Below are 24,729 nucleotides of genomic sequence, written 5' to 3' on the forward strand. Positions count from 1 at the left end.
CGGCCTGGGAAGGCCTGGGACGTTCGAGGTCTTGCGTGGCGTGGCGGGGCCTTGCGCGTCGCCTCCTTAATCCGGCAACGATTACTGAGTGTGATTGGTTCCTTACTGATTACAGTCTGTGACCAGATGGGAGAGGGCGTCAAGGCCGGGCGGCGGGCCGGGCCGGCCGGTGGCTGATTGGCGTCGTTCGTCCCGCGCGCGGGGTAAGGGGTACGAGCCGGGCGTGCGCCGCGCGAGCGCCCGGCGGCCCCCGTAGCCCACCCCGTACGTCACCCCACAACGCACCCGAAGGCAGGAGCATCACGTGGCTACCGATCCCGCGGAGCTGATCAACCGGGCCGAGGCATGGCTGGCCGAGGACCCCGACCCGGAGACCCGGGACGAGCTGTCCAAGCTCATCGAAGCCCAGGACACCGACGAGCTGGCCGCCCGGTTTGCCGGCACCCTCCAGTTCGGCACCGCCGGGCTGCGCGGGGAGCTGGGCGCGGGTCCGATGCGGATGAACCGCTCGGTGGTCATCCGGGCCGCGGCCGGCCTCGCCGCGTATCTCAAGGCGAAGGGCGAGGGCTCCGGGCTGGTCGTCATCGGTTACGACGCGCGCCACAAGAGCGCCGACTTCGCCCGGGACACGGCGGCCGTGATGGTCGGCGCGGGCCTGCGTGCCGCGGTGCTGCCGCGTCCGCTGCCCACCCCCGTCCTGGCCTTTGCGATAAGGCATCTGGGCGCGGTGGCCGGTGTCGAGGTCACCGCCAGCCACAACCCGCCGCGCGACAACGGCTACAAGGTCTATCTGGGCGACGGCTCGCAGATCGTGCCGCCCGCGGACGGGGAGATCGCCGCCGAGATCGCCGCGGTGCGCGCGCTGGCGGACGTACCGCGCCCGGAGTCCGGCTGGGAGACCCTGGACGACGCCGTCCTGGAGGCCTATCTGGCGCGTACGGATGCGGTACTGACCTCCGGCACCCCCCGTGACGTGAACGTCGTTTACACCCCCATGCACGGCGTGGGCCTGGGCACCCTCCTCGCCGCCTTCGCCCGGGCCGGCTTCCCGGCCCCGACGGTCGTCGCGGAACAGGCCGAGCCCGACCCGGACTTCCCGACGGTCGCCTTCCCCAACCCGGAGGAGCCGGGCGCGATGGACCTCGCGTTCGCCACCGCGCGGGCGCAGGGCGCGGGCGACGTGGACCTGGTCATCGCCAACGACCCCGACGCGGACCGCTGCGCCGTCGCCGTCCCGGCCCCCGGTACCCCGGAGGGCTGGCGGATGCTGCGCGGCGACGAGGTCGGCGCGCTGCTCGCCGCCCACCTCGTCAGCAAGGGGGCGTCCGGCACCTTCGCCACGACGATCGTGTCCTCGCAGCTGATGTCCCGTATCGCCGCCGGCTCCTCGCTCCCCTACGAGGAGACGCTGACCGGCTTCAAGTGGCTGGCCCGGGTGGACGGGCTGCGGTACGCCTTCGAGGAGGCGCTGGGTTACTGCGTCGACCCGGAGGGCGTACGGGACAAGGACGGCATCACCGCCGCCCTGCTGATCGCCGAGCTGGCGGCGGAGCTCAAGCAGGCCGGCCGCACGCTCAGCGATCTGCTGGACGACCTCGCGGTGGAGTTCGGGCTGCACGCGACCGACCAGCTCTCGGTGCGCGTCGAGGACCTGTCGCTGATCGCCGATGCGATGCGCAGGCTGCGTGAGCAGCCGCCGGCCGCGCTGGCGGGCCTGGCCGTGGCCCGAGCCGACGATCTGAACCGGGGCACCGAGGCGCTGCCGCCGACCGACGGCCTGCGTTACTACCTCTCCGGTTCCGCGGAGGCCGGTATCGAGGCCGCCCGTGTCGTGGTGCGCCCCAGTGGCACGGAGCCCAAGCTCAAGTGCTATCTGGAGGTCGTGGTGCCGGTGGGCTCGGCCGGGGCGCTGCCCGGGGCCCGGGCGAAGGCGGCCGAGACGCTGGCCGCGATCAAGGCGGATGTTTCGGCGGCGGCCGGGATCTGAGGCGCTTTCGGGGAGCGGGGTCTCGTGGGGTGGTTTCCCCATGAGGCCCCGCGCCTCATATCGGCACCCTCAGAGCGCGATCAACACCGCCAGGCCGATCGCGCCCACCACGCTCGGTGCGATGACCTCGTACGACCAGCGCACCACCGGCGCGATCCGCGCAGCCTCACTCTGCTCGCTCTCCACGCTCTCCCGCCGGCCGTTCCCGTCCCGCGCCGCACGTTCCTTGAGTTCGCGGAGTTCGGCGAGGGCCTGGTCGGCCGCGGCGCGCGGCACCGGGCCGGCGTCGGCGTCCGGGCCGAAGCGGGGCCGTGCCGGGTCGGTGCCGCGCAGGGCCTGCCGGCCGGCCTTCTTGCGCTGCCGCAGTGAGACGGGGATGGCCCACAGCTGGTACTTGCCGGAGGCGGTGAACACCTCGGTGGAGAACGACGCCCGCAGCTCCTCCACGGTGCCCCACGGCAGCGTGATCGTGCGGAACGGGTTGCGCACCGTCAGCCGGTCCTGGTCGGCCCGCACGAGCGGCCGCAGGGTGAAGGCGGTCACCAGGGGCACACCGAGCAGCAGGGCGAAGACCGTCGCCAGCCGGGTGGTTGCGTCGCCGCGCAGGAGTGCGTCCACGGCGAGCCAGGCTCCGAGCAGCAGGAGGAGTACGCCGCCGGCGAGGGCCGCGGGTGAGCGGTAGGTGCGCTCGGCGTCCTGCTGTTGGGGCGGCGTGGTGCGTTCCTGGCGCGTCATGTCGCCGATTCTGCCTGACCGTCCGTATGCCGGACATTGCGTTACGGCATCATTCCGGCGGAACGGCCGGATAGCGGCTTCCAGGGGGATGACATTGCGCTACGCGCGTAGATATGCTCCCCTCGTGACCATGCCCATCACTGTTCCCGCATACGGCAAGGAAGCCGCGGGGCGTCTGGCGTCAATGGCGGACGTGACCGCCGACGACGGTGCGCTGCGCCGCTTCCTCCACGGCCTCCCGGGCGTCGACGCGGTCGGCCTCGAGGCCCGCGCCGCCACCCTCGGCACCCGCTCGATCAAGACGACGGCGAAGGCGTACGCCATCGATCTCGCCATTTCGATGATCGACCTGACGACCCTTGAAGGCGCGGACACCCCGGGCAAGGTCCGGGCGCTGTGCGCCAAGGGCATCAACCCCGATCCCACCGACCGCACCAGCCCCAAGGTCGCGGCGATCTGTGTCTACCCCGACATGGTCGCGACGGCCAAGGAGGCGCTCGGCGACTCCGGTATCCATGTCGCGTCCGTCGCCACCGCCTTCCCGGCCGGCCGCGCCGCGCTGCCGGTCAAGCTGGCCGACACCCGGGACGCGGTGGCGGCCGGCGCCGACGAGATCGACATGGTGATCGACCGGGGCGCCTTCCTCTCCGGCCGTTACATGGCGGTCTTCGAGGAGATCAAGGCCGTCAAGGAGGCCTGTGCCCGCCCGGACGGCACGGCCGCCCACCTGAAGGTCATCTTCGAGACCGGTGAGCTCCAGACGTACGACAGCGTCCGCCGGGTGTCGTGGCTGGCGATGCTGGCCGGGGCGGACTTCATCAAGACCTCGACCGGCAAGGTGAGCGTGAACGCCACACCGCCGGTCACCCTGCTGATGCTGGAAGCCGTGCGCGACTTCCACGCCGCGACCGGCGTCCAGGTCGGGGTGAAGCCGGCCGGTGGTATCCGTACGACCAAGGACGCGGTGAAGTACCTGGTCATGGTCAACGAGACGCTCGGTGAGCCCTGGCTGACCGCCGACTGGTTCCGCTTCGGCGCCTCCAGCCTCCTGAACGACCTGCTGATGCAGCGCCAGAAGCTCAGCACCGGCCGCTACTCCGGCCCCGACTACGTCACGGTGGACTGAGGCACCCATGACCTTCGATTACGCACCCGCACCCGAGTCCCGCGCGGTCGTCGACATCGCGCCGTCCTACGGGCTTTTCGTCGACGGCGAGTTCGCCCCGGCCTCCGACGGCAAGGTCTTCAAGACCCTCTCCCCCGCCTCCGAGGAGGTCCTGTCCGAGGTCGCCCAGGCGAGTTCCGACGACGTCGACCGGGCCGTCAGGGCCGCCCGTAAGGCCTTCGAGAAGTGGTCCGCGCTGCCGGGCGCCGAGCGCGCCAAGTACCTGTTCCGGATCGCCCGGATCATCCAGGAGCGCTCGCGTGAGCTGGCCGTCCTGGAGTCGCTGGACAACGGCAAGCCGATCCGTGAGTCCCGGGACGCCGATCTGCCGCTGGTCGCCGCGCACTTCTTCTACTACGCGGGCTGGGCCGACAAGCTCGACCACGCGGGCTACGGCCGGAATCCGCGCCCGCTGGGCGTCGCCTGCCAGGTGATCCCGTGGAACTTCCCGCTGCTGATGCTGGCGTGGAAGATCGCCCCGGCGCTGGCGACCGGCAACACGGTCGTGCTGAAGCCGGCCGAGACGACCCCGCTGTCCGCCCTCTTCTTCGCGGACATCTGCCGTCAGGCGGGGCTGCCCAAGGGTGTCGTCAACATCCTCACCGGCGACGGTTCGACGGGCGCGGCGCTGGTCGCGCACCCGGACGTCGACAAGGTGGCGTTCACCGGCTCGACCGAGGTCGGCAAGGCGATCGCGCGTACGGTCGCCGGTACGGACAAGAAGCTCACCCTGGAGCTGGGCGGCAAGGCGGCGAACATCGTCTTCGACGACGCGCCGCTCGACCAGGCCGTCGAGGGCATCGTCAACGGCATCTTCTTCAACCAGGGCCAGGTCTGCTGCGCGGGCTCCCGCCTGCTGGTCCAGGAGTCGGTGCAGGACGAGCTGCTGGACGCGCTCAAGCGCCGGATGCAGACGCTGCGGGTGGGCGATCCGCTCGACAAGAACACCGACATCGGCGCCATCAACTCCGCGGAGCAGCTGGCCCGGATCACGGCGCTGGCGGACGCGGGTGAGGCCGAGGGCGCCGAGCGCTGGTCGCCGGCGTGTGAACTGCCCACCTCGGGCTACTGGTTCGCGCCGACCCTCTTCACGGGGGTCACGCAGGCGCACCGGATCGCCCGTGAGGAGATCTTCGGCCCGGTGCTGTCAGTGCTGACCTTCCGTACGCCGGAGGAGGCCGTCGCGAAGGCGAACAACACTCCGTACGGGCTGTCGGCGGGCATCTGGACGGAGAAGGGTTCGCGGATGCTGTGGATGGCGAGCAAGCTGCGGGCGGGCGTCATCTGGTCCAACACGTTCAACAAGTTCGACCCGGCGTCGCCGTTCGGTGGCTACAAGGAGTCGGGCTTCGGCCGCGAGGGCGGTCGTCATGGCCTGGAGGCGTACCTCGCCCCGTCGAGCCCGGAGGGCGAGCGCTGATGAAAACCGTTGATCGTCTGAGCGTTCTCAAGACCTACAAGCTGTACGTCGGGGGGAAGTTCCCCCGGTCCGAGAGCGGGCGGGTGTACGAGGTGACCGACTCCAAGGGCAACTGGCTGGCCAACGCCCCGCTCTCCTCCCGTAAGGATGCCCGGGACGCGGTGGTGGCCGCCCGTAAGGCGTTCGGTGGCTGGTCGGGTGCCACGGCGTACAACCGTGGTCAGATCCTGTACCGCGTGGCCGAGATGCTGGAGGGCCGCCGCGAGCAGTTCGTCGCCGAGGTGGCGGACGCCGAGGGGCTGTCGAAGGCCAAGGCGGCCGCGCAGGTGGACGCGGCGGTCGACCGCTGGGTCTGGTACGCGGGCTGGTCGGACAAGGTGGCGCAGATCGCGGGTGGCGCCAACCCGGTCGCCGGGCCGTACTTCAACCTCTCCTCTCCCGAGCCGACCGGTGTTGTCGCCGTCCTGGCGCCGCAGGAGTCGTCCTTCCTGGGTCTGGTGTCGGTGATCGCCCCGGCGATCGTCACCGGCAATACGGTGATCGTGGCGGCCGCGCAGGACGCGCCGCTGCCCGCGCTGTCGCTGGCGGAGGTGCTGGCGACCTCCGATCTTCCGGGCGGTGTGGTCAACATCCTCTCGGGCCGTACGGCGGAGATCGCGGCCCCGCTCGCCGCGCACCAGGACGTCAACGCCGTCGATCTGGCGGGCGCGGACGCGGAGTTGGCGAAGGAGCTGGAGACAGCGGCGGCCGACAACCTCAAGCGGGTGCTGCGCCCTTCCCCGGTGGACTGGACCGCGGACCCCGGGACCGGCCGCCTGCTGTCCTTCCTGGAGACGAAGACGGTCTGGCATCCGATGGGTGTCTGACGGCCTGTTGCCGCCCTCGGGCGGTGTGGAACGACGGTGCGGGGGCTCCTCTTTGCGGAGGGGGTCCCGCACCGTCTTGTCCGGACATCTTTGTCCGGACGCCTTCGTCCGGACATTCAACTAAGATCATCTCTTTGGCCGTGTCCACGACAGACGGATCGGCCGCGATCCCGACGACCCGTTCGGCTGAGCACCGCACCCGACGAAAGGACCGCACCGGATGAAACCGGAGTACCGCGACTGTTTCCGGCCCTTTCTTCAGCCGGGCGAAAGGCTGGTCCTCGCCTCGGACTACTGGGGCAATACGGCGCTGCCCTCCGTCCCCGCCCCGTTGCGTACGCCTCGTACCCCGCCCCGCCCGTCGGCGCTGGAGCAGCGGGTGCGGGGCGCGCTGGGGAGCGCGCTGGGCAAGGTGACCCGTCCGCTGGAGGCGGTGGGCAACAGCCGGCTGGTCAACAACCCGGTCGTCCGGGCCGCCGAGCGCGTGGGCGACCGGGCCGAGAACACGGCGATCGCGCTGGAGCATGTCGCCGACCGGGCGGTCGAGAAGGCGATCTGGGGCACCGTCATGGACGGCGGCTGGCACAGCATGGCCGGGCGCTTCCTGGTGGATCTGACCAACGCAGGCGGCGAACCCAGGCGCCAGGCGCTGACCGACCGCCGGCTCCTGCTGCTCGTGGACCACAACACGAGCTGGTGGGGCACCACCCCGCAATGGGAGGTGGGGGTGGCGGTGCCCCGTACGACGATCGCGCGGGTCACCGCACATCCGAAGGCCGCCAGCCGGGGGCGGTTCGATGTCGCCTTCGTCGACGGTTCGTGGATCGCTCTGGGCAGTGCGGTGCGGGCGCACATGGAGGGGTTCGTGGCGGCCTTCGGCCACGGCGCCTGACTCGCCTCGATCAGGGAACGCCGGGTACCCGAACCGGCCGCCGGCGCCCATTCCTCACCCAGGCAGTACCTTCGTCACCGTTCCCAGCAGCGGTACGTCGCGGATCGCGGCGCCGCGGGAGAGGAAGCCGGTCAGGTGGGTGGTGCTGATCGGTTTGAAGTCGGCGATCTGGGTGGCGACGGCGTTGGCGAGGGGGTCGACGGAGGTGTTCGCCAGCGGGTCGAGCTGGAGGTTCTTGACCGGGCCGAGGCCGCCGGACGCGGAGTGCAGCAGGGCACCGGTCAGTGCGGAGGCCGTGGCGCCGGTGTCGGTGCCGCGGGCCGGGGCGGGTGCGGGGGCCGCGCCCGCCGTGGCCGCACCGCCCGCCGCGAGCGCGGCACCGGCCGCGGAGACCACGAGGCCGGCGCGGAGCAGTGCGCGCGGTACCCGGCTGGGCTTGGGACGTGCGTGGGAGGGCATGGGCCACCTGCCTGGAGGGTCGAAGGGCTGTATGAGCGGGGGAGTTGACGGTTCGCTGGGTAATCGGTTGACTGCGTAGCGTAGTTGAGCGGGGAGTGGCCGATCCACCTCGCACGCCAGGGGTAGCCCACACGGCGCAATGCGCGACAATGAGTGCCCGTGAGCCTCCACTCCACCGCTTCTTCCGCCCGGCCGCCGGCCGCCCGCGTCGTCCTGCTGACCGGCCCGTCGGGTTCGGGCAAGACGTCCCTGGCCGCCCGCAGCGGTCTGCCCGTCCTGAACCTCGACGACTTCTACAAGGAGGGCACGGATCCGACGCTGCCCCAACTGCCCGACGGGGGCGGCGCCGACTGGGATTCGCCGCTCTCCTGGGACGCCGGTGCCGCCGTCGCGGCGATCGAGGCGCTGTGCCGTACGGGGCGCGCCGACGTTCCGGTGTACGACATCTCGCTGAGCGCCCGGGTCGGGGCGGCGGGGCTCGACCTCGGAGGTGCCTCGCTGTTCATCGCGGAGGGTGTCTTCGCCGCCGATGTCATCGCGGCGTGCCGGGCGGCCGGGCTGCTGGCCGATGCGCTGTGCCTGCGCGGCCGGCCCGCCACGACGTTCCGCCGGCGGCTGGTCCGTGATCTGCGCGAGGGCCGCAAGCCGGCCCCGTACCTGGTGCGCCGTGGTCTGCGGCTGATGCGCAGCGAGCGGTCGATCGTCGCGCGGCACACCGCGCTGGGTGCGCACGCCTGCGCCAAGCCGGAGGCGCTGGCCCGGATCGCGGCCGCGGGAACGGCGGTTGCGGTGGATGCGGCCGTATTCTCCTGACACCTCACGAGGGAGGGAGTGAGTGCCGATGTCGAGAGTGCACAGTTACCGCGCCGGCGTCACCTGGACCGGTAACACCGGTGAGGGGACCGGCAGCTACCGCGGCTACGGCCGGGAGCACGAGGTGCGCGCCGAGGGGCCGCCGCCGCTGCCGGGCACGGCGGACCCGGCGTTCCGCGGCACGGCCGACCGCTGGAATCCGGAGCAGTTGCTGCTCGCCTCGCTCGCGCAGTGCCACATGCTGACGTATCTGGCGCTGTGTGCGCTGGCGGGTGTGGTGGTGACGGCGTACGCGGATGACGCGGACGGCACGATGACGGAGGACGGCGGGGGCGGCGGGCAATTCACCGAAGTGGTGCTGCGGCCGCGGGTCGAGGTGGCGTCGGCGGAGGATGCCGAGCGGGCGCGGGCGCTGCACGGCGAGGCGCACAAGAAGTGTTTCATCGCCAACTCGGTGAATTTCCCGGTGCGGCACGAGCCGGTGGTGTCGGTGCGGGGCGCGTAGGCGGCGCCTCCGCCCGGGCGGCAGCACGAAGGAGCGGGTTCGGGCAGGCCCCCCGGCCGCCCGACCCCGCTCCGTTCCCCCGTGTTCCCCCGGTTTCCCCTTGCTTCCCCCGTATCCCCCGATACGTCCGGCTTCGGCGGATTACTCCGCCTTCGCCGGTTCCCCCGTATCCCCGTTCCCCCTCGGGCTGCCCCCCTCGGGCATGGGCCCTTTCCCCCTCGGGCCCGTCCTTCAGGCGACCAGCTCGCCGAAGGACTCTTCCTCGTCACGGCCGAAGCTGAGGACGTCGTCCTCGCGCAGCCGGCGCAGGGCGCGCCAGATGCTCGACTTCACCGTGCCGACACTGATGTTGAGGATGTCCGAGATCTCCGGGTCCGTACGGCCCTCGTAGTAGCGCAGCACCAGCATCGTGCGCTGCGTCTCGGGCAGCCGGGCCAGCGCCTGCCACAGCACGGCGCGCAGCTCGGTGCCGCGCATCGCGTCCACCTCGCCGGCCGTCTCCGGCAGCTCCTCGGTCGGGTATTCGTTGAGCTTGCGCCGGCGCCAGGCGCTGATGTGCAGATTGGTCATGGTGCGGCGCAGGTAGCCGCCGAGCGCCGCCTTGTCGCTGATCCGGTCCCAGGCGCGGAAGGTCGAGAACAGCGCGCTCTGCAGCAGGTCCTCGGCCTCGTAGCGGTCACCGGTCAGGTGGTAGGCGGTGGCGTACAGGGAGGCGCGGCGCTCCTGGACGTAGGCGGTGAAGGCCGCTTCGGCCTCGGCCGCCTCCGACGCGGAACGCCGTTCCCCCGTGGCCTCCCCGTACTCCGCTCCCCCGTTGTTTCCCCCGTGGGCGGCGTCTCCCCCGTGCCGCCCGTCTCCCCCGTTGACGGTCACCGTTGTCGCGTCGATGGCGACCATGAAGGGCGGCCGCTGGCGGCCGGCGCCGCGGGCGCAGCCCCTCAGGGAGGTACCCCCTGCGACACCGGACTTCTCCGTGGTCCGTACGACGTCGTGGAGTCGCGTGATAACTGCGCTGGAAGCCTTGCCGTGCAGTGTGTTCATCTCGCGCCCCCCGTCGTTGAGCCAGCTCGTTCGGTGTCTGCCGGGTGTTGATCTCTCCCGGTGCCCAAAAGACTGCCAAGCCAGTTTCATCGCGTTGTCCGTCGACTGTCACAGCCCTGTCACAGGGGCCGGTGACTGCCGCATGGGTCCCCCACGGGCGCGTGCCGTGTGCATGAGGGCGCCGCTGGTCGATGTCCCGGCGTCCCATGGGACAGAATGGCCGGGTGCCTTTCCTGTTGCTGATCGAGGACGACGACGCCATCCGCACGGCCCTCGAACTCTCGCTGTCCCGCCAGGGTCACCGTGTGGTGACCGCGGCGACGGGCGAGGACGGTCTGAAGCTGCTGCGTGAGCAGCGCCCGGACCTGATCGTGCTGGATGTGATGCTGCCGGGCATCGACGGTTTCGAGGTGTGCCGGCGGATCAGGCGTACGGACCAGCTGCCCATCATCCTGCTCACCGCGCGTAACGACGACATCGACGTCGTGGTGGGGCTGGAGTCCGGTGCCGACGACTATGTCGTCAAACCGGTCCAGGGGCGGGTGCTGGATGCCCGCATCCGGGCCGTGCTGCGCCGGGGCGAGCGCGAGTCCAGTGACTCGGCGACCTTCGGTTCGCTGGTGATCGACCGGTCGGCGATGACGGTCACCAAGAACGGTGAGGATCTGCAACTGACACCGACCGAGCTGCGGTTGCTGCTGGAGCTGAGCCGCCGGCCCGGGCAGGCACTCTCCCGTCAGCAGCTGCTGCGGCTGGTGTGGGAGCACGACTATCTGGGGGACTCGCGCCTGGTGGACGCCTGTGTGCAGCGGCTGCGGGCGAAGGTGGAGGACGTCCCGTCCTCGCCGACCCTGATCCGTACGGTCCGTGGCGTCGGCTACCGGCTGGACTCCCCGCAGTGACGGAACGTTCCCACCCGGGCGGAGCGGCGCGGGACGACGCGGGCGGCCGGGTGCCGCGGCTGCTCCGCCGTGCTTCGGGGCTGCTGCGCTGGACGAGTCTGCGGCTGCGGCTGGTCGTGGTCTTCGCGCTGGTGGCGCTGACCGCGGCGGTCTCGGCGTCCGGTATCGCGTACTGGCTCAACCGCAACACCGTTCTGGACCGCACCCAGAACGCCGTCCTCAAGGACTTCCGCAAGTCGCTGGAGGACAGCACACGCTCGCTGCCGCTGCATCCGCGGTGCGCCGAACTCCAGGACGCGGCACGTCAGATGGCGGGCGGACCGCAGAACTACACGGTGCTGCTGATCGGTGTGGACGAGGCGGGCAAGGACTGCGCGGCCACCACGGACAAGGATCTGCTGACGCTCAAGAGCGTGCCCGCCTCGCTCCAGCACGCGGTCAACGAGGTCCGCCCGGTCGACGAGTCCAACCGTTACTCCCACCATCTGTACTGGCAGCGCAAGCAGGTCGGGGACACCCCCTATCTCGTCGCCGGAGCGAAGGTGATCGGCGGCGGGCCGACCGGCTATCTGATGAAGTCGCTGGCCACCGAGAGGCAGGACCTCAACTCGCTGGCCTGGTCGCTGGGGATCGCCACCGCGCTGGCGCTGGTCGGCTCGGCGCTGCTGGCGCAGGCCGCCGCGACGACCGTGCTGCGGCCCGTACAACGGCTGGGGCACGCCGCACGGCAGCTGGGCGAGGGGCGGCTGGAGACCCGGCTGCGGGTGACCGGCACGGACGAACTCGCGGACCTGTCCCGGACGTTCAACCGTACGGCCGAGCGGCTTCAGCAGCGGGTCGAGGAGCTGAGCGGACGGGAGGCGGCCTCGCGCCGCTTCGTCGCCGACATGTCGCACGAACTCCGTACGCCCCTGACGGCGATCACCGCGGTCTCCGAGGTGCTGGAGGAGGAGGCCGACTCGCTCGACCCGATGATCGCGCCCGCCGTCCAGCTGGTGGTCAGCGAGACCCGCAGGCTGAACGACCTGGTGGAGAACCTGATGGAGGTCACCCGCTTCGACGCGGGCACGGCCAGGCTGGTGCTGGACGATGTCGATGTCGCGGACCAGGTGACCGCCTGCATCGACGCCCGGGCCTGGCTGGACGCGGTGGACCTGGACGCGGACCGCGGCATCGTGGCCCGGCTGGACCCGCGGCGTCTCGACGTCATCCTGGCGAACCTGATCGGCAACGCCCTCAAGCACGGCGGGTCGCCGGTGCGGGTGTCCGTGCACACCGAGGACGGGCGCGGGCCGGACGACGGCGCCGGGGAGACCGCCGGCGAGGGCGAGGGCGGCGGTACGGCCGAGCCGTGCGCGGAGGACGGGCCGGAGGGCGGCGCCGACGGCGCTCCCGCGCGGCCGGGCGGCACCGCCCGTCCCGGAGGCGGTGAGCTGGTGATCCGGGTGCGCGACCACGGCCCCGGCATTCCGGAAGAAGTCCTCCCGCATGTCTTCGACCGCTTCTACAAGGCCAGCGCCTCCCGGCCGCGCTCGGAGGGCAGCGGCCTCGGCCTGTCCATCGCGCTGGAGAACGCGCACATCCACGGCGGTGAGATCACCGCGGCCAACCTCCCCGAGGGCGGTGCGGTCTTCACCCTGCGACTGCCGATGGACGCCGCCCCACTGGCGGGCGGCGACCGGCGCAACGACGGCCAGGACCGCGCCGCCGGCGAGGGCACGGAGGGCGAGCGATGACGCGTACCGGGTCGATGACGCGCACGGGGTCGATGACCCGTACAGGGCGCAGGGTGCGGCGCACGGCCGCCGTGGCCGCGCTCGCGCTGGCCGCCGCGGGCTGCGGCATCCGGGGCACGTCGGTGCCGGTGGACGCGGGCGGCGCCCCCTCACGGGTCAGCTGCAAGGCCCCGGCGAGCACGACGGCACCGGGCTCGCCGGACCGCGCCCAGGCCGCCGTCTATCTGGTGTGCGGCTCGGCGCTGGCACAGGTCGGGCGGACGGTCGCGCCGCCGAAGGGCGCGGCGGACGCCGACCCGCGACTGCGGACCGCCCGCGCCCTGCTGGCCGAGCTCCAGCGCACCCCCTCGGCGGACGAGGAGAAGGCCGGCTTCAGCAGCGCGCTGCCCGCCGACCTCAAGGTCGAGGGGCCGCGCCCGGGCGACCCCGCCGAGGCGCTGCGGCTGACCATCCGGCCGGACGACCTCCCGTCCTTCGCGCTGGCGCAGCTGGTGTGCACATACGGGGCGAGCAGCGCGCTGGGCCGTACCCATGCGGCGGTCCTGGGCGGGCCCGGCAGCGCGCCGGTCCACCGCTACGACTGCTCCGCCGATGTCCTGGCCAACCCGGACATCGCGGAGAACGCCGGGTGGGGGGACCCGCTGTCGGAAGAGGGGCAGTGACGGGCGCGAGGGTGCGGAACCGTTGCCCCCGCTACCTGCGTCCTGGCTTGTGTGCAGCGTCATGGCTCCGGCACCACCGCCGTCCCCCGTATGCGCGTCACCGGACTTCTTCTCCTCGTGGCGCATCTGATGACCGTCGGCTGGCTCACGCTGCGTCCTCGTACGGTGCCGTGGGTGCCGGCCGCGAACCTCGAACCGCTGGCGACGATCCGGGCCGAGCTGGCGCACGGTGTGTCGTGGGCGGCCGTACAGCACCTGGGCGGCTCGGTGCTGCTGCTGGCGCCGCTGGGCGTACTGCTGCCGCTCTCGGCCGGGCGTCTGCAGGTGTCCCCGCTGGTGTCCTTCACCCGGACCGTCTTCGCCGGCGCGATGATCTCGCTGGCCATCGAGCTGTTGCAGTCAGGGGTGCCCGGACGGGTCCCGGACATCGATGCGGTGCTGCTGAGCACGCTGGGGGTGGCGCTGGTGCACCTCGCCGTCGTCCCTGGGGCCCGGTCCCGGCTCCGTCGCCGGGACGAGGATCTCAGGGGTACAACCCCGAAGATCCCCAGGGTCGGACTGGCCCCGCAGGCTGACGTGCTCTCGGGCAGCCGGACCTACCTTTGAGACATCGGGGCAAACGCCCCACGAAGTCGAAAAGGAGTCGCCATCATGGCCGCCGCACTGGTCCGCCCCCGCAACAACCGAGTGATCGCCGGAGTGTGCGCGGGCCTGGCCCGTCGCTTCGGTACGACCCCGACGACGATGCGCGTGATCTTCGTCGTCTCGTGTCTGCTGCCCGGCCCGCAGTTCCTGGTCTACCTCGCGCTGTGGATACTCCTCCCCTCGGAGGACAAGACCGCCGCCACCGCCTGGTAGCCCGCCCACGCGGCGCCCACAGCCGCGGCACCGCACCCGGCACCCGGCACCCGGCACCCGGCACCCGGCACGGACATGACGACGCCCCGGCCGTCAGCACAAGGCGTACGGCCGGGGCACGGCGTGGCGCGTGTCCCTGGGGACGGAGCCGCTGGTGGGCTCAGCCGAGGGTCTTGCCGAGGGCGCCGGTCGGCAGGCCGCCCAGCAGGCTGTTGCCCTTGGAGTTCAGTGGCGTCTTGATGTCACCGCCGACCGGCTTGGACTGGGTGGCCCCGGAGAGGGTCTTGGTGGCGTCCTTGACCGGCAGGCTCTTCAGCACGCCGGTGGTGTCCGCACCGGTCACCGACGCCGCGCCGGCGACACCCGCGGCGGAGACGGCGATGGCGGCACCGAGCGCGGCGACACCGAGAGTCTTGATGGTTCCCTGCTTCATCGGAATACGTCCTCATTGATGGGGGCTTGACCGGCCAATCAACCTAGTGATGCGGCAACCGGCGCCGCAAACAGCAACGAGGAAAGAAAAAACGGCCGGTGGACATTCCACCGGCCGTTGCGCTATATGCTCGCGCTACCCCTTACGCAGAGTCAGAATCGCTGCTCAGCGGGGAGGTTGCAGCCACCGGACGGAACAGCCATTCGGCCCGCAGTTCTGCGTAACCCGGCTTGATGACGTCGTTGATCATGGCCAGACGTTCATCGAAAGGAATGAAAGCTGATTTCATCGCATTGACTGTAAACCACTGCATGTCATCGAGCGTGTACCGGAATGTCTTGACCAGGTGCTCGAATTCCCGGGACATGTTCGTACCGCTCATCAGGCGGTTGTCGGTGTTGACCGTGAGCCGGAATTGCAGCCGGCGCAGCAGCCCGATGGGGTGCTCCGCGTAGGAGGGGGCGGCGCCGGTCTGGAGGTTGGAGGTCGGGCACATCTCCAGCGGGATGCGCTTGTCCCGTACGTACGAGGCGAGCCGGCCGAGCTTGACCGAGCCGTCGTCGGCGACCTCGATGTCGTCGATGATCCGGACACCGTGGCCGAGGCGGTCGGCACCGCACCACTGGAGCGCCTGCCAGATGGACGGCAGGCCGAAGGCCTCGCCGGCGTGGATGGTGAAGTGGTTGTTCTCCCGCTTGAGGTACTCGAACGCGTCGAGGTGGCGGGTGGGCGGGTAGCCGGCCTCGGCGCCGGCGATGTCGAAGCCGACGACGCCGGTGTCGCGGTAGCGGTTGGCCAGCTCGGCGATCTCCAGGGCGCGGGCGGCGTGCCGCATGGCGGTCAGCAGGGCGCCGACGCGGATGCGGTGGCCGTTCTCCCGGGCCCGTCGCTCGCCCTCGCGGAAGCCCTCGTTGACCGCCTCGACGACCTCTTCGAGGGTCAGCCCCTGCTCCAGGTGCTGCTCGGGCGCGTACCTGACCTCGGCGTAGACCACACCGTCGGCGGCCAGGTCCTCGGCGCACTCGGCGGCCACCCGGGCCAGTGCGTCGCGGGTCTGCATGACGGCGCAGGTGTGCGCGAAGGTCTCCAGGTAGCGCTCGAGCGAGCCGGAGTCGGCGGCCTCACGGAACCAGACCCCGAGCTTTTCCGGGTCGGTCTCGGGCAGGCCTTCGTAGCCGTTCTCGCGGGCCAGGTCCACGACCGTGGCCGGACGCAGGCCGCCGTCGAGGTGGTCGTGGAGCAGCACCTTGGGGGCGCGGCGGATCTGTTCACTGGTCGGAAGGGTGGTGGTCTCGCTCGTCATCTCGGCACTCTAGCCCCTACGCGCGTAGATATCACCGAACGATACGTAACAGTGACCCGTCCGCAGGGTGGCGGGCACCTCTCCTTCTGCCATCGTTCTGGTCATGGCTCAGCAAGCGCTGCCGGTGCGTGACGCCCGGCTGGGAAGACCGCTGGGAGCGGGCGGAACCCACAGGACGGTCAGCGGCGTCGCCCTCTTACTGCCCGGAGGCGGCCCGACCGGGCTGCGGCCCCCGTCACCGGTGCCCGCGCTGGCGGTGCGCCCGCTCGCGCTCCGGCTGGCGAAGGCGGGGCGCGCCGAGGGGCTGCGGGCCCATGTCGTGCACTACCGCTGCCGCGGCTGGAACGGCGACGCGGCCCACCCCGCGCGCGACGCCACCTGGGCCCTGGAGGAGGTGGTCCGCCGCTACGGCGATGTCCCGGTCTGCCTCGTCGGCACGGGCATGGGCGCCCGCGCCGCCCTGCACGCCGCCGGCCACCCCGCCGTCAACTCCGTGCTGGCGCTCGCCCCTTGGCTGCCCACCCCGCACGGCCATCGTGAGCCGTCCGATCCGGTGAAACAGCTCATCGGCCGCCAGGTCCTCCTCGTCCACGGCACCAACGACGAGCGCCACGACCCCGACCTGTCCTACCGCTACGCCGAACGCGCCAAGAAGGTCAACCGCGACACCTGCCGCTTCGAGGTCCACTCCGACGGCCACTCCCTGCACCAGCACCGCACCGAAGTCCTCGCCCTCGCCACCGACTTCATGCTCGGCTCCCTCTTCGCCCGCGACTACTCCCGCCCCGTCAAGGACGCCCTGGCCGCCCCACCGCCCCTGGGCCTGCGCATGCCCCTGGCCTCGGGCTTCGGGGTGTCACTGCGGCACTGAACGAACCACAACCCTGGTGCCTCGCCCGCCGGTTGCCGGTCGTCAACTGGCGTCCGTGCAAGTAACCGGAGGGCGGGGCAAGCCCCTTGGGCCGCGCACCCGAATGCCACGCACCGGCGTGAGGTCCGGCCGCTCGGATTCCGCCTGTGCCGTCCTGCGGCAGGGTCGGCCGCAGGGCCGCGAGCTGAGACACGCCCTAGGACAACAACTCCCCCCGCCGGCTCAGCAGGAACTTCTTGAAGGCGGCCACCGGGGGCGTGTCCACGTGGCCGTCGAGCCAGGCGACGCCGATTTCGCGGACGGCCCTTGGGGCCGTCACGGTCAGTTCCACGACGCCGGGGCGGGGTACGGCGGGTGGGGGCAGCAGGGCGACGCCGAGGCCGGCTGCGACGAGGCCGCGGAGGGTTTCGGCCTCCTCGCCTTCGAAGGCGACGCGTGGGGTGAAGCCCGCCTCGGTGCAGAGGGCGTCGGTGATGCGGCGCAGGCCGTAGCCCGGTTCAAGGGTGACGAACAGTTCGTCGGCGGCCTCCGCGAGCCGGATCCGTTTGCGGGTGGCGAGCCGGTGGTCGTCCGGTACGACCAGGCGCAGCTTCTGCTCGTCGAGGCGGCGGGCGACGAGATCGGGGTAGTCCGGTACCGGTGAGGTCAGGCAGAGGTCGAGGTCACCGGCGCGCAGCCGCTCGATCATCGCCTCGCCGTAGTTCTGCACGAGCTGGAAGCGGACCTTGGGGTGGTGGGCACGGAAGGTACGGATGAGGCCGGGTACGGTCTCCGACCCGAGGGTGTGCAGAAAGCCGAAGGCGACCTTGCCTGCGTCGGGGTCGACGTCCGCCCGTACCGACTCGGTGGCGCGTTCGAGGTCGCTCAGTGCCCGCTCGACGGAGGAGAGGAAGGCGCGGCCGGCGGGGCTGAGGGAGAGGGTGCGGCCGTGGCGGGCGAAGAGGGCGACGCCGAGGTCCTCTTCGAGCCGGACGATGGCGCGGCTCAGCGTCGGCTGGGGCATGCCCAGTTCCTGGGCGGCGCGGGTGACGTGCTCGTGGCGGGCCACCGCCTCGAACTGGGCCAGTCGGGGCGCCAGGGTCAACGCCCAGGAAGATTCCGGAATGTCTTTTCTGTTGCGAACCTGCAACAGAGGACGCTGTGAGCTGGGGTCATGCGGCATGGAATCGATTATGGCGTTTCTATGCATTGGACGCATGAAATTCTCCGGCCTACGTTCGAAGCATGCCTCCCGCTGATACCGGGGCGTCCGTCGCCGACCGTACGGACGCCTCTCCCCAGTTGTCCACAGACTCCTCTTCTTCTTCCGCCGCCGCGGCCGACCCCGAGGCCGGCAAGCTGCGGCCGGGCGGCCCCGGTTACCGGCGGATGAGCTTTGCGCTCTTCGCCGCCGGAGTGGCCACCTTCGCCCTCCTCTACTCGACCCAGGCGCTGCTGCCCGCGATCTCCGGGGACCTCCACGTCAGCCCGGACCAGGCGAGCTGGACCGTTTCGGCGGCCACCTTCGGGCTGGCGCTCGGGGTGATCCCGCTGAGCGCGGTGTCCGAGCGGTTCGGGCGGCGCACGCTGATGACGGCGTCCCTCTCGGTGGCCGCGCTGATCGCGCTGCTGGTGCCGTTCGCGCCGTCGATCGGTGCGCTGATCGCGCTGCGCGCGGTGCAGGGTGTGGCGCTGGCCGGGGTGCCGGCCTCGGCGATGGCCTTCCTGGCCGAGGAGGTACGTGCCAAGGCGCTGGTGGCGGCCATCGGGCTGTTCGTGGCGGGCAACAGCATCGGCGGGATGTCCGGCCGGATCGTGACCGGCTGGGTGGCTCAGGCCTGGGGCTGGCGGGCCGCGCTGGGCGCGGTGGGTGTGCTGGCCGTGGTGTGCGCGGTGGTCTTCCGGCTGCTGGTGCCCAGGGCCCGGCACTTCGCCTCGCGTGCGGTGGGCCCGCGGACGCTGGCCCGTACGCTCGGCCGTCACCTCGCCGACCCGCTGCTGCGCCGGCTGTACGGCATCGGCGGGCTGTTCATGACGGTCTTCGGCGCGGTCTACACGGTCATCGGCTACCGCCTGGTCTCCGAGCCGTTCAACCTCCCGCAGGGCATCGTCGGTTCGATCTTCGTCGTCTACCTGGTCGGTACGGCCTCCTCGGCCGCGGCCGGCCAGCTGGTCGCCCGGGTCGGCCGGCGCGGCGCCCTCTACCTGGCCGTCGGCACCACCTCGACCGGTCTGCTGCTGACCCTGGCCGACTCGGTGGCCACGGTGCTGGCGGGCCTGGTCCTGATCACCGCCGGGTTCTTCGCCGGCCATGCGGTCGCCTCCTCCGCGGTCAGCCGCACCGCGAAGACCGCCCGCGCCCAGGCGTCGGCGCTCTACCAGTGCGCCTACTACGTCGGCAGCAGCCTGGGCGGTGCGCTGGGCGCCGCCGCCTTCCACGCGGTCGGCTGGGACGGCACGGTCCTGCTGGGCCTCGCGGCGATGCTCGGCGCGGCGTCGATCACCCTGTACGCGACGCGGAAGGCGGTGGCCGAGCGCCGTCTGCTCCACCTGGAGAAGGCCGCGTAACCCCGCGCCGCCGGCGCACCGAACGCAAGCCGGCGCACCGGACGCGAAGGGCCCGCCCCGCCACCTGTCCTGGTGGGGCGGGCCCTTCGTGCGTCCGGGGCCGAGCCTTCGTGCGTCCGGGGCGGGCCGGGCGGGCAGGGCCCGTCAGTCCGAGCCGTCCTGCGGGCAGGGGTACTGCCCGTCCGGGCCCCAGTGTGTGACCGGGCCCTGGTCCTGCCGGAAGGCGCCGCAGTACAGGACCAGTTTCTGGCCCTCACGGGTGTGGTGGAGCATCACCAGCGCCTTGTTCAGCGGGGGTGCGGAGCCGTGCCGGGCCGGGATGTCGACATAGCCGCTGACGCCCTGGAAGCGCACCCCTTCGTCCAGTTTGGACTTGACGCCCTCCGCCGTGACGTCGCGATTGCTGGAGTACTCGCGGTCCGCCGCCGAGGAGAGGGTCCACAGCGCGTCGTGTGCCAGGGCCTCATGGCCGTCGTTGATCCAGGGGTCGTGTGCGGTGTACGCGCGGATGTAGCGGCGGATGAAGTCCCTGGCCTCGTCGCTCTCGTCCGGATGGCCGTCGGGCAGCACATGGACGGTGTGGTAGAGCCGCAGCCAGGGCTTGTCCAGGTACTGGCCGCCCAGTGCGGCACTGGTGAGTTCATTGCCGCCGATCACCGTCAGCCGGCGTCCGGAGCAGCCCGAGCCGGGTCCGTAGGCGTTCATGAAGTTGGTGAAGTCGTTGACCCGGGAGGCCCAGTAGACGACCGTGTCCGGGCGGGTGCGGACGAGGTCGCAGACCCGCTCGGCGGTGTCCTGGGCGGTGACCACCGCGCCGTCGCGGCCCGGGAATTCCAGGGTCTGGCTGGGCAGGCCGAAGTTCCGGGCGAAGGCGGAGCCGAGTTCGTTGCCGTAGAGGTCGCCGGGGGCCTTGACGATCACGGCCCGGGTCGCGGCCCGGCACTGCCCGGGCGTGGTCTCGATGATCCGGCCGTGGCGGGCGAACTGCGCCGCGATCTGTGTCTCGCGGCCGTTGTCCGGGGACATCGGCCGGTAGTAGTCACCGGCCTTCTGCATGGCGTCGGCGGTCGCCGTGGTGCCGATGACCGGGATCTTGCCGTCGCTGAGGACCTTGGCCGCCGCCTGGGTCGTCTGCCGGCTCTCCCGGAATCCCACCACGCCGACGATGGTGTGGCTGTTGCCGGGGCCGCGGTGGGCGGCGGCCCCGCGCACCTCACGCACCACGCCCTTCGCGGCCGCGACGACGTTCCTGAACAGCGGTCCGGTGTCACGTACGTCGACATGGAGCAGGACCCGGTGGGGGTCGGACATCGCCTCGGCGTTGCGCTTCTGCTGCGCCAGCCAGATGCCGCGCAGTTCGGGGATGGCGCCGTTCATCACGACCTGGTCGGGGTCGTCGGCCACACCGGCGCCCAGATAGACGACCCGCCGCACCGGCTTGTGGTAGCTGCGCTCGGCGTGCAGCGCCTTGGCGTTGAGCCGGCCGATGGAGCGGAGGACGTCCTCGTACTGGGCGCGAGGGGAGGGGCCTTTCCGGTCGGCGGGCGGCGGCTGCGGGTGTGCGCCCGCGGTCACCACCGTCCCGTTCAGACAGGCGGGGGCGGGCGGGAAGAGCACCGGCCACAGGAAGTTCGCCAGCAGCCCCAAGGCCAGTCCCCCGGCGGCCAGTTCGCTGGCCAGCTCGGTGGCCGGCCGGCACCCGAAGCCCGGGGGTTCGACGGGGTGGACCAGCATCCCGTCCCGGCCGAAGTCCTGGTCCGGCATCCGGCTGAGCACGGGCTGCGGGGCCGGCCCGTCGGTGGCGGCCAGCTCACGGACCGCCTCCCTGAGGTCCCGGCAGGTGCGCCACCGCCCGTCCGCGCAGCCGGCCGCCGCACCGGCCCCGACGACCAGCAGGGAGGCGCTGCCCGGCTCGCCCGCGACGGCCTGATACGTCTCCAGGAAACGGCGGGTGGCCACCGCCGCGGGCGCCCCGGCCGCGGGGAGGTCCAGCAGCACCACCCGCCGGGTCCGCCGCCGGCGGCGCCAGGGCAGCAACCGGCCGGGGCGGGCGCGGTGGAGGTCCGCCATCAGGGCCCGGAGCAGCAACTCCTCGAAGTCCCGCAGCGCGGTCCGCTCGGCGGCGGGGTCGTCGCGCTTGCGCAGCCGTACGGTCTGCCGGCGCAGGAACTGCACCGCCTTGTCGAAGAACGAACCGGATCTGCCGACCGGCCGCCAGCGCGCGTACCAGCCCTGCTTCGAGGAGATCAGCCGCCGGCTCCACCATGCCGACCAGCACCACCGCGGGAAGCTGAACAGCAGGGGCCCGGCGAGGTGGGTCCACACCAGTTCGACGGTGGACTGCGCCGCGGGGGGCTGCCCCTCGGGGAGCGTCGGGGCCGGCTGGCGGCTCAGCCTGGCCAGGAGACGGGGCAGGCCGCCGGCGGGGTCCTGCGCCCGCAGCCCGTAGAGATGGTCGCGCAGGGTGCGCGCGGTGAGGTCGGCGTCGCCCGGCACCTGCTGGGCCCATCGGACCAGCTCGGTCATCAGCCGCAGATTGCGCAGCCGCAGCCGCCCCGTCTCCGGGGGCGTCCCGCTCTCCAGCAGGCCGCCGATGCGGATGGTGAGGAAGTCCGCCGCGTCCTGGGGAGGCTGCGGCCTGGCGTAGGCGACGCGTTTGTCCTCCTCGCCGCCGAGGGCTTCGGCCAGGCCCTGGAGCACCCGGTCGGCGCGCGCCGCCGTTCCGGCGGATCCGCCGGTGTCCAGCAGGAGCAGCGGCCAGATCTCGGACCGCAGGGAGGTCCACTTCTCCGGTACCACCGCCTTTTTGAAGGCGGCCATGAAGGCGTCCGATCCGGCGCCTTCGGGGAACGGGTACTCCCAGCTCTCCTCGGTGTTCCGCTCCCCGTCCCCTTCAGCATTCCCACCCGTTTCAGGCATAGCGCTCACCCCCGTCACCCACTGAAACGCCAAGGTCCCTGAGAGTAGGGGTTGTTGAACAATCCCACGAGACCGCGGAGGGCTGTTTTCGGAGAGTGGCCGGAAATGCCGGTCCCCACTACCTTCTGGTCAACAGGCAGTGGGGACCGGCGTGTCAAGGACGCTCAGCCGATGCGTTCCAGCACCACCGGGCCCGCCGTGAAGGTGGCGTCCGGGGAGCCGATGAGCACCCCGCCGTCCAGCGCCTCCAGGGCGTACGGGAGCTTTTCGGGAGTGTCCGTGTGCAGGGTCAGCAGGGGCTGGCCGGCGGTGACACGGTCGCCGGGCTTGGCGTGCAGCTCGATACCGGCGGCGGCCTGGACCGGGTCCTCCTTGCGGGCGCGGCCGGCGCCCAGGCGCCAGGCGGCGAGGCCGACGGCGTAGGCGTCGAGGGTGGTGAGGGTGCCGGTGGCGGCGGCGGTGACGGTGTGCTGCTCGCGGGCCACCGGGAGAGCGGCGTCGGGGTCGCCGCCCTGGGCGGTGATCATGCGGCGCCAGTGGTCCATGGCGGAGCCGTCGGCCAGCGCCCTGGCCGGGTCGGCGTCCTTCAGGCCGGCCGCGTCGAGCATTTCGCGGGCGAGGGCGAGGGTGAGGTCGACGACGTCCCGGGGGCCGCCGCCCGCCAGCACCTCGACGGACTCGCGGACTTCGAGGGCGTTGCCGGCGGTCCGGCCGAGCGGGGTGGCCATGTCGGTGAGCAGGGCGACCGTCCGCACGCCGTGGTCGGTACCCAACTCGACCATGGTGGAGGCGAGTTCACGGGCGTCGTCGAGATGCTTCATGAAGGCGCCGGAGCCGACCTTGACGTCCAGGACGAGGGAGCCGGTGCCCTCGGCGATCTTCTTGGACATGATCGAGGAGGCGATCAGCGGGATGGACTCGACGGTGCCGGTAACGTCGCGGAGCGCATAGAGCTTCTTGTCGGCCGGGGCGAGGCCGTCGCCGGCCGCGCAGATGACGGAGCCGACGTCGCGCAGCACGTCCAGCATCTCGTCGTTGCTCAGCTGGGCCCGCCAGCCGGGGATGGACTCCAGCTTGTCGAGGGTGCCGCCGGTGTGGCCGAGACCGCGGCCGGAGAGCTGAGGCACGGCGGCACCGCAGGCGGCGACCAGCGGCGCGAGCGGCAGGGTGATCTTGTCCCCGACGCCACCCGTGGAGTGCTTGTCGGCGGTGGGGCGGGCGAGGGAGGAGAAGTCCATCCGCTCACCAGAGGTGATCATCGCGGCCGTCCAGCGGGCGATCTCCTTGCGGTTCATGCCGTTGAGGAAGATGGCCATCGCCAGCGCCGACATCTGCTCATGGGCGACCTCGCCGCGGGTGTAGGCGTCGATGACCCAGTCGATCTGCTCGGGGGTCAGCTCACCGCGGTCGCGCTTGGTACGGATGACGGAGATGGCGTCCATGGACGATTCCTTTCGAAGGGGTAGGTCCCGTTCTACACGCATAGACGGTGGGGTGGCCAGAGCGGTCGGGCAGCGCGTACGGCTATCCGCTCAGTCCCCCGACTGGTTGGTGGGACCGCCTGCTTACTCCGTCCCGACCGATCTCGGGCGTGCGGATGGTCCACGCACGTCGACCTCGTCGACGGCGGCCGGGGCGTCCGCACCGGAGGAGCCGGCGGACGCACGTCTAGGGTGCGTCCATGATCTCGCAGAGCTATCTCTCCGAACTGTTCTCGCTGGACGGCCGGGTCGCCATGGTGACGGGCGGCAGTTCCGGCATCGGCCGGGCCATCGCAGGGGCTCTCGCGCGAGCGGGGGCGAGTGTGGTGATCGTGGCGCGCAAGGAGGCGGAGCTGACCGCCACGGTCGACGAGTTGGTGGCGGACGGGTGCCGGGCGGCCTGGGTGAGCGCCGACCTGAGCACGCGCGACGGGGTGCGCGCGGCGGCGGAGCAGGCGGCCGAGGTCTTCGGCGAGCCCGACATTCTCGTCAACAGCGCCGGGATCAATCTGCGGCCGCCGATGGGCGAGCTGGGCGAGGAGGTGTGGGACACCACGATGGCGGTGAACCTGGAGGCGCCCTACCTGTTGGGCCGGCGGTTCGGGCCCGGCATGGCCGAGCGGGGCTTCGGACGGATCATCCACATCAGCTCCCAGCAGGCGCACCGGGCGTTCGTCCACAGCGGCGCCTACGGGGTGTCCAAGGGGGCGCTGGAGTCGCTGGCCCGCTCACAGGCCGAGGCGTGGTCGCCGCACGGTGTCACCTGCAACACGCTGGTGCCCGGCTTCGTCATGACGCCGCTCAATGCGCGGTTGTCGTCCGACCCGGAGAAGGTGGCGGCACTGGCCGCGCGCACGATGGTCGGGCGCAACGGCCTGGCCGAGGACTTCGCCGGAGCGGCGGTGTTCCTGGCCGGCCGCGCCTCCGGCTATGTCACCGGGCAGGCGATCTTCGTCGACGGCGGGTTCTCCGTTCACTGAGCCCCCTCCTTCACTGAGCCCAATCCGTTCACTCAGCCCCCCACCGCCTGCAAACCGCACCAACGGGGGGCCACGAGCGGGGCCGCGGATTTCCGGAGACCGGCATCAAAGGACAGTCGGTATCAAAGGGACGGGGCGAGAACCAGAGACCGGC

Annotated in this window: 23 protein-coding genes; 15 read left to right on the forward strand and 8 right to left on the reverse strand. The window is 71.7% G+C overall.

The features are described 5' to 3' along the window. The first annotated feature begins 304 nt into the window (after window positions 1-304). Window positions 305-1,987 (forward strand): phospho-sugar mutase, encoded by a 1,683-nt coding sequence (locus tag ACZ55A_RS09865; protein ID WP_468836858.1) that lies wholly within the window; start codon window positions 305-307, stop codon window positions 1,985-1,987. 69 nt (window positions 1,988-2,056) lie between these two features. On the opposite strand, the gene ACZ55A_RS09870 is transcribed toward ACZ55A_RS09865, so the two are convergent. Further along, window positions 2,057-2,722 carry a PH domain-containing protein gene (locus ACZ55A_RS09870; protein WP_468836860.1) on the reverse strand — a complete coding sequence of 222 codons (666 nt, stop codon included), beginning with the start codon at window positions 2,720-2,722 and terminating at the stop codon, window positions 2,057-2,059. Window positions 2,723-2,852: 130 nt separating this feature from the next. Between ACZ55A_RS09870 and deoC the strand changes: the two genes are divergently transcribed. The 4 genes from deoC to ACZ55A_RS09890 all read left to right on the forward strand — a co-directional run bounded on the left by deoC (window position 2,853) and on the right by ACZ55A_RS09890 (window position 7,065). Next, window positions 2,853-3,848, forward strand: a complete 996-nt coding sequence (gene deoC, locus ACZ55A_RS09875) for a deoxyribose-phosphate aldolase (protein WP_468837903.1) — start codon at window positions 2,853-2,855, stop codon at window positions 3,846-3,848. A 7-nt stretch (window positions 3,849-3,855) separates the two neighbouring features. Next, window positions 3,856-5,307 carry an aldehyde dehydrogenase family protein gene (locus tag ACZ55A_RS09880; RefSeq protein ID WP_468836862.1) on the forward strand — a complete coding sequence of 484 codons (1,452 nt, stop codon included), beginning with the start codon at window positions 3,856-3,858 and terminating at the stop codon, window positions 5,305-5,307. Then, window positions 5,307-6,173, forward strand: a complete 867-nt coding sequence (locus tag ACZ55A_RS09885) for an aldehyde dehydrogenase family protein (RefSeq protein WP_468836864.1) — start codon at window positions 5,307-5,309, stop codon at window positions 6,171-6,173. The genes ACZ55A_RS09880 and ACZ55A_RS09885 overlap by 1 nt, the downstream gene beginning before the upstream one ends. Window positions 6,174-6,393: 220 nt before the next feature. Further along, entirely contained in the window at window positions 6,394-7,065 is a 672-nt protein-coding gene (locus ACZ55A_RS09890) for a hypothetical protein (RefSeq protein ID WP_468836866.1), read from the forward strand. A 54-nt stretch (window positions 7,066-7,119) separates the two neighbouring features. Here the strand turns inward: ACZ55A_RS09890 and ACZ55A_RS09895 are convergent, their stop codons facing one another. After that, window positions 7,120-7,524, reverse strand: a complete 405-nt coding sequence (locus ACZ55A_RS09895) for a hypothetical protein (protein WP_468836868.1) — start codon at window positions 7,522-7,524, stop codon at window positions 7,120-7,122. Between the two features lie 159 nt (window positions 7,525-7,683). Between ACZ55A_RS09895 and ACZ55A_RS09900 the strand changes: the two genes are divergently transcribed. Next, the gene (locus ACZ55A_RS09900) at window positions 7,684-8,337 is read left to right on the forward strand and encodes a uridine kinase family protein (protein ID WP_468836870.1); all 654 of its coding nucleotides are present in this window, start codon (window positions 7,684-7,686) and stop codon (window positions 8,335-8,337) included. 28 nt (window positions 8,338-8,365) lie between these two features. Continuing rightward, the gene (locus ACZ55A_RS09905; protein ID WP_468836872.1) at window positions 8,366-8,842 is read left to right on the forward strand and encodes an OsmC family protein; all 477 of its coding nucleotides are present in this window, start codon (window positions 8,366-8,368) and stop codon (window positions 8,840-8,842) included. A gap of 231 nt (window positions 8,843-9,073) precedes the next feature. Here ACZ55A_RS09905 and ACZ55A_RS09910 read toward each other — a convergent pair whose 3' ends face one another. Continuing rightward, window positions 9,074-9,883: a SigE family RNA polymerase sigma factor gene (locus tag ACZ55A_RS09910; protein ID WP_468836874.1), complete on the reverse strand. Its 810-nt coding sequence runs from the start codon at window positions 9,881-9,883 to the stop codon at window positions 9,074-9,076. 224 nt (window positions 9,884-10,107) lie between these two features. Here ACZ55A_RS09910 and afsQ1 point away from each other — a divergent pair, with 224 nt between their 5' ends. The 5 genes from afsQ1 to ACZ55A_RS09935 are packed head-to-tail and all read left to right on the forward strand — an operon-like array spanning window position 10,108 to window position 14,041. After that, the gene (gene afsQ1 / locus ACZ55A_RS09915) at window positions 10,108-10,785 is read left to right on the forward strand and encodes a two-component system response regulator AfsQ1 (protein ID WP_026169550.1); all 678 of its coding nucleotides are present in this window, start codon (window positions 10,108-10,110) and stop codon (window positions 10,783-10,785) included. Then, window positions 10,782-12,521 (forward strand): ATP-binding protein, encoded by a 1,740-nt coding sequence (locus tag ACZ55A_RS09920; RefSeq protein ID WP_468836876.1) that lies wholly within the window; start codon window positions 10,782-10,784, stop codon window positions 12,519-12,521. Before afsQ1 ends, ACZ55A_RS09920 begins: the two co-directional genes overlap by 4 nt. A 32-nt stretch (window positions 12,522-12,553) precedes the next feature. Next, window positions 12,554-13,183 carry a hypothetical protein gene (locus ACZ55A_RS09925; protein WP_468837906.1) on the forward strand — a complete coding sequence of 210 codons (630 nt, stop codon included), beginning with the start codon at window positions 12,554-12,556 and terminating at the stop codon, window positions 13,181-13,183. 51 nt (window positions 13,184-13,234) lie between these two features. Further along, window positions 13,235-13,789, forward strand: coding sequence for a VanZ family protein (locus tag ACZ55A_RS09930; protein ID WP_468836878.1), 555 nt, complete (start codon window positions 13,235-13,237; stop codon window positions 13,787-13,789). A 45-nt stretch (window positions 13,790-13,834) separates the two neighbouring features. Then, on the forward strand, window positions 13,835-14,041 hold the full coding sequence (locus tag ACZ55A_RS09935) for a PspC domain-containing protein (RefSeq protein WP_468836880.1): 207 nt from the start codon (window positions 13,835-13,837) through the stop codon (window positions 14,039-14,041). Window positions 14,042-14,201: 160 nt separating this feature from the next. On the opposite strand, the gene ACZ55A_RS09940 is transcribed toward ACZ55A_RS09935, so the two are convergent. Together ACZ55A_RS09940 and ACZ55A_RS09945 are read right to left on the reverse strand one after the other, a co-directional pair. Further along, the gene (locus tag ACZ55A_RS09940; RefSeq protein ID WP_468836882.1) at window positions 14,202-14,474 is read right to left on the reverse strand and encodes a hypothetical protein; all 273 of its coding nucleotides are present in this window, start codon (window positions 14,472-14,474) and stop codon (window positions 14,202-14,204) included. Between the two features lie 142 nt (window positions 14,475-14,616). Next, window positions 14,617-15,777 (reverse strand): adenosine deaminase, encoded by a 1,161-nt coding sequence (locus tag ACZ55A_RS09945; RefSeq protein ID WP_468836884.1) that lies wholly within the window; start codon window positions 15,775-15,777, stop codon window positions 14,617-14,619. A 103-nt stretch (window positions 15,778-15,880) separates the two neighbouring features. Between ACZ55A_RS09945 and ACZ55A_RS09950 the strand changes: the two genes are divergently transcribed. Continuing rightward, a complete protein-coding gene (locus ACZ55A_RS09950; RefSeq protein WP_468836886.1) occupies window positions 15,881-16,648 on the forward strand; it encodes an alpha/beta hydrolase in 768 nt (255 codons plus the stop codon). 196 nt (window positions 16,649-16,844) lie between these two features. Here the strand turns inward: ACZ55A_RS09950 and ACZ55A_RS09955 are convergent, their stop codons facing one another. Then, the gene (locus ACZ55A_RS09955; RefSeq protein ID WP_468836888.1) at window positions 16,845-17,810 is read right to left on the reverse strand and encodes a LysR family transcriptional regulator; all 966 of its coding nucleotides are present in this window, start codon (window positions 17,808-17,810) and stop codon (window positions 16,845-16,847) included. Between the two features lie 62 nt (window positions 17,811-17,872). Between ACZ55A_RS09955 and ACZ55A_RS09960 the strand changes: the two genes are divergently transcribed. Then, complete coding sequence (locus ACZ55A_RS09960; protein WP_468836890.1) at window positions 17,873-19,195, forward strand: MFS transporter; 1,323 nt, start codon at window positions 17,873-17,875, stop codon at window positions 19,193-19,195. 144 nt (window positions 19,196-19,339) lie between these two features. Here ACZ55A_RS09960 and ACZ55A_RS09965 read toward each other — a convergent pair whose 3' ends face one another. Together ACZ55A_RS09965 and ACZ55A_RS09970 are read right to left on the reverse strand one after the other, a co-directional pair. Next, window positions 19,340-22,114, reverse strand: coding sequence for a type 1 periplasmic-binding domain-containing protein (locus tag ACZ55A_RS09965; RefSeq protein ID WP_468836892.1), 2,775 nt, complete (start codon window positions 22,112-22,114; stop codon window positions 19,340-19,342). 164 nt (window positions 22,115-22,278) lie between these two features. Next, window positions 22,279-23,556 (reverse strand): thymidine phosphorylase, encoded by a 1,278-nt coding sequence (locus ACZ55A_RS09970; RefSeq protein ID WP_468836894.1) that lies wholly within the window; start codon window positions 23,554-23,556, stop codon window positions 22,279-22,281. A 239-nt stretch (window positions 23,557-23,795) separates the two neighbouring features. On the opposite strand from ACZ55A_RS09970, the gene ACZ55A_RS09975 reads away from it, so the two are divergent. After that, complete coding sequence (locus tag ACZ55A_RS09975) at window positions 23,796-24,575, forward strand: SDR family NAD(P)-dependent oxidoreductase (RefSeq protein WP_468836896.1); 780 nt, start codon at window positions 23,796-23,798, stop codon at window positions 24,573-24,575. Window positions 24,576-24,729 lie beyond the last annotated feature (154 nt).

This window comes from Streptomyces sp. NPDC034111, from assembly GCF_055575375.1.

Bases quoted from the DNA above. Each gene is read 5' to 3' on its own strand.
- ACZ55A_RS09870 (WP_468836860.1), bottom strand. From the start codon at position 2,722: ATGACGCGCCAGGAACGCACCACGCCGCCCCAACAGCAGGACGCCGAG.
- deoC (WP_468837903.1), top strand. From the start codon at position 2,853: ATGCCCATCACTGTTCCCGCATACGGCAAGGAAGCCGCGGGGCGTCTG.
- ACZ55A_RS09880 (WP_468836862.1), top strand. From the start codon at position 3,856: ATGACCTTCGATTACGCACCCGCACCCGAGTCCCGCGCGGTCGTCGAC.
- ACZ55A_RS09885 (WP_468836864.1), top strand. From the start codon at position 5,307: ATGAAAACCGTTGATCGTCTGAGCGTTCTCAAGACCTACAAGCTGTAC.
- ACZ55A_RS09890 (WP_468836866.1), top strand. From the start codon at position 6,394: ATGAAACCGGAGTACCGCGACTGTTTCCGGCCCTTTCTTCAGCCGGGC.
- ACZ55A_RS09895 (WP_468836868.1), bottom strand. From the start codon at position 7,524: ATGCCCTCCCACGCACGTCCCAAGCCCAGCCGGGTACCGCGCGCACTG.
- ACZ55A_RS09905 (WP_468836872.1), top strand. From the start codon at position 8,366: ATGTCGAGAGTGCACAGTTACCGCGCCGGCGTCACCTGGACCGGTAAC.
- ACZ55A_RS09910 (WP_468836874.1), bottom strand. From the start codon at position 9,883: ATGAACACACTGCACGGCAAGGCTTCCAGCGCAGTTATCACGCGACTC.
- ACZ55A_RS09925 (WP_468837906.1), top strand. From the start codon at position 12,554: ATGACCCGTACAGGGCGCAGGGTGCGGCGCACGGCCGCCGTGGCCGCG.
- ACZ55A_RS09935 (WP_468836880.1), top strand. From the start codon at position 13,835: ATGGCCGCCGCACTGGTCCGCCCCCGCAACAACCGAGTGATCGCCGGA.
- ACZ55A_RS09940 (WP_468836882.1), bottom strand. From the start codon at position 14,474: ATGAAGCAGGGAACCATCAAGACTCTCGGTGTCGCCGCGCTCGGTGCC.
- ACZ55A_RS09945 (WP_468836884.1), bottom strand. From the start codon at position 15,777: ATGACGAGCGAGACCACCACCCTTCCGACCAGTGAACAGATCCGCCGC.
- ACZ55A_RS09950 (WP_468836886.1), top strand. From the start codon at position 15,881: ATGGCTCAGCAAGCGCTGCCGGTGCGTGACGCCCGGCTGGGAAGACCG.
- ACZ55A_RS09955 (WP_468836888.1), bottom strand. From the start codon at position 17,810: ATGCCGCATGACCCCAGCTCACAGCGTCCTCTGTTGCAGGTTCGCAAC.
- ACZ55A_RS09960 (WP_468836890.1), top strand. From the start codon at position 17,873: ATGCCTCCCGCTGATACCGGGGCGTCCGTCGCCGACCGTACGGACGCC.
- ACZ55A_RS09965 (WP_468836892.1), bottom strand. From the start codon at position 22,114: ATGCCTGAAACGGGTGGGAATGCTGAAGGGGACGGGGAGCGGAACACC.
- ACZ55A_RS09970 (WP_468836894.1), bottom strand. From the start codon at position 23,556: ATGGACGCCATCTCCGTCATCCGTACCAAGCGCGACCGCGGTGAGCTG.
- ACZ55A_RS09975 (WP_468836896.1), top strand. From the start codon at position 23,796: ATGATCTCGCAGAGCTATCTCTCCGAACTGTTCTCGCTGGACGGCCGG.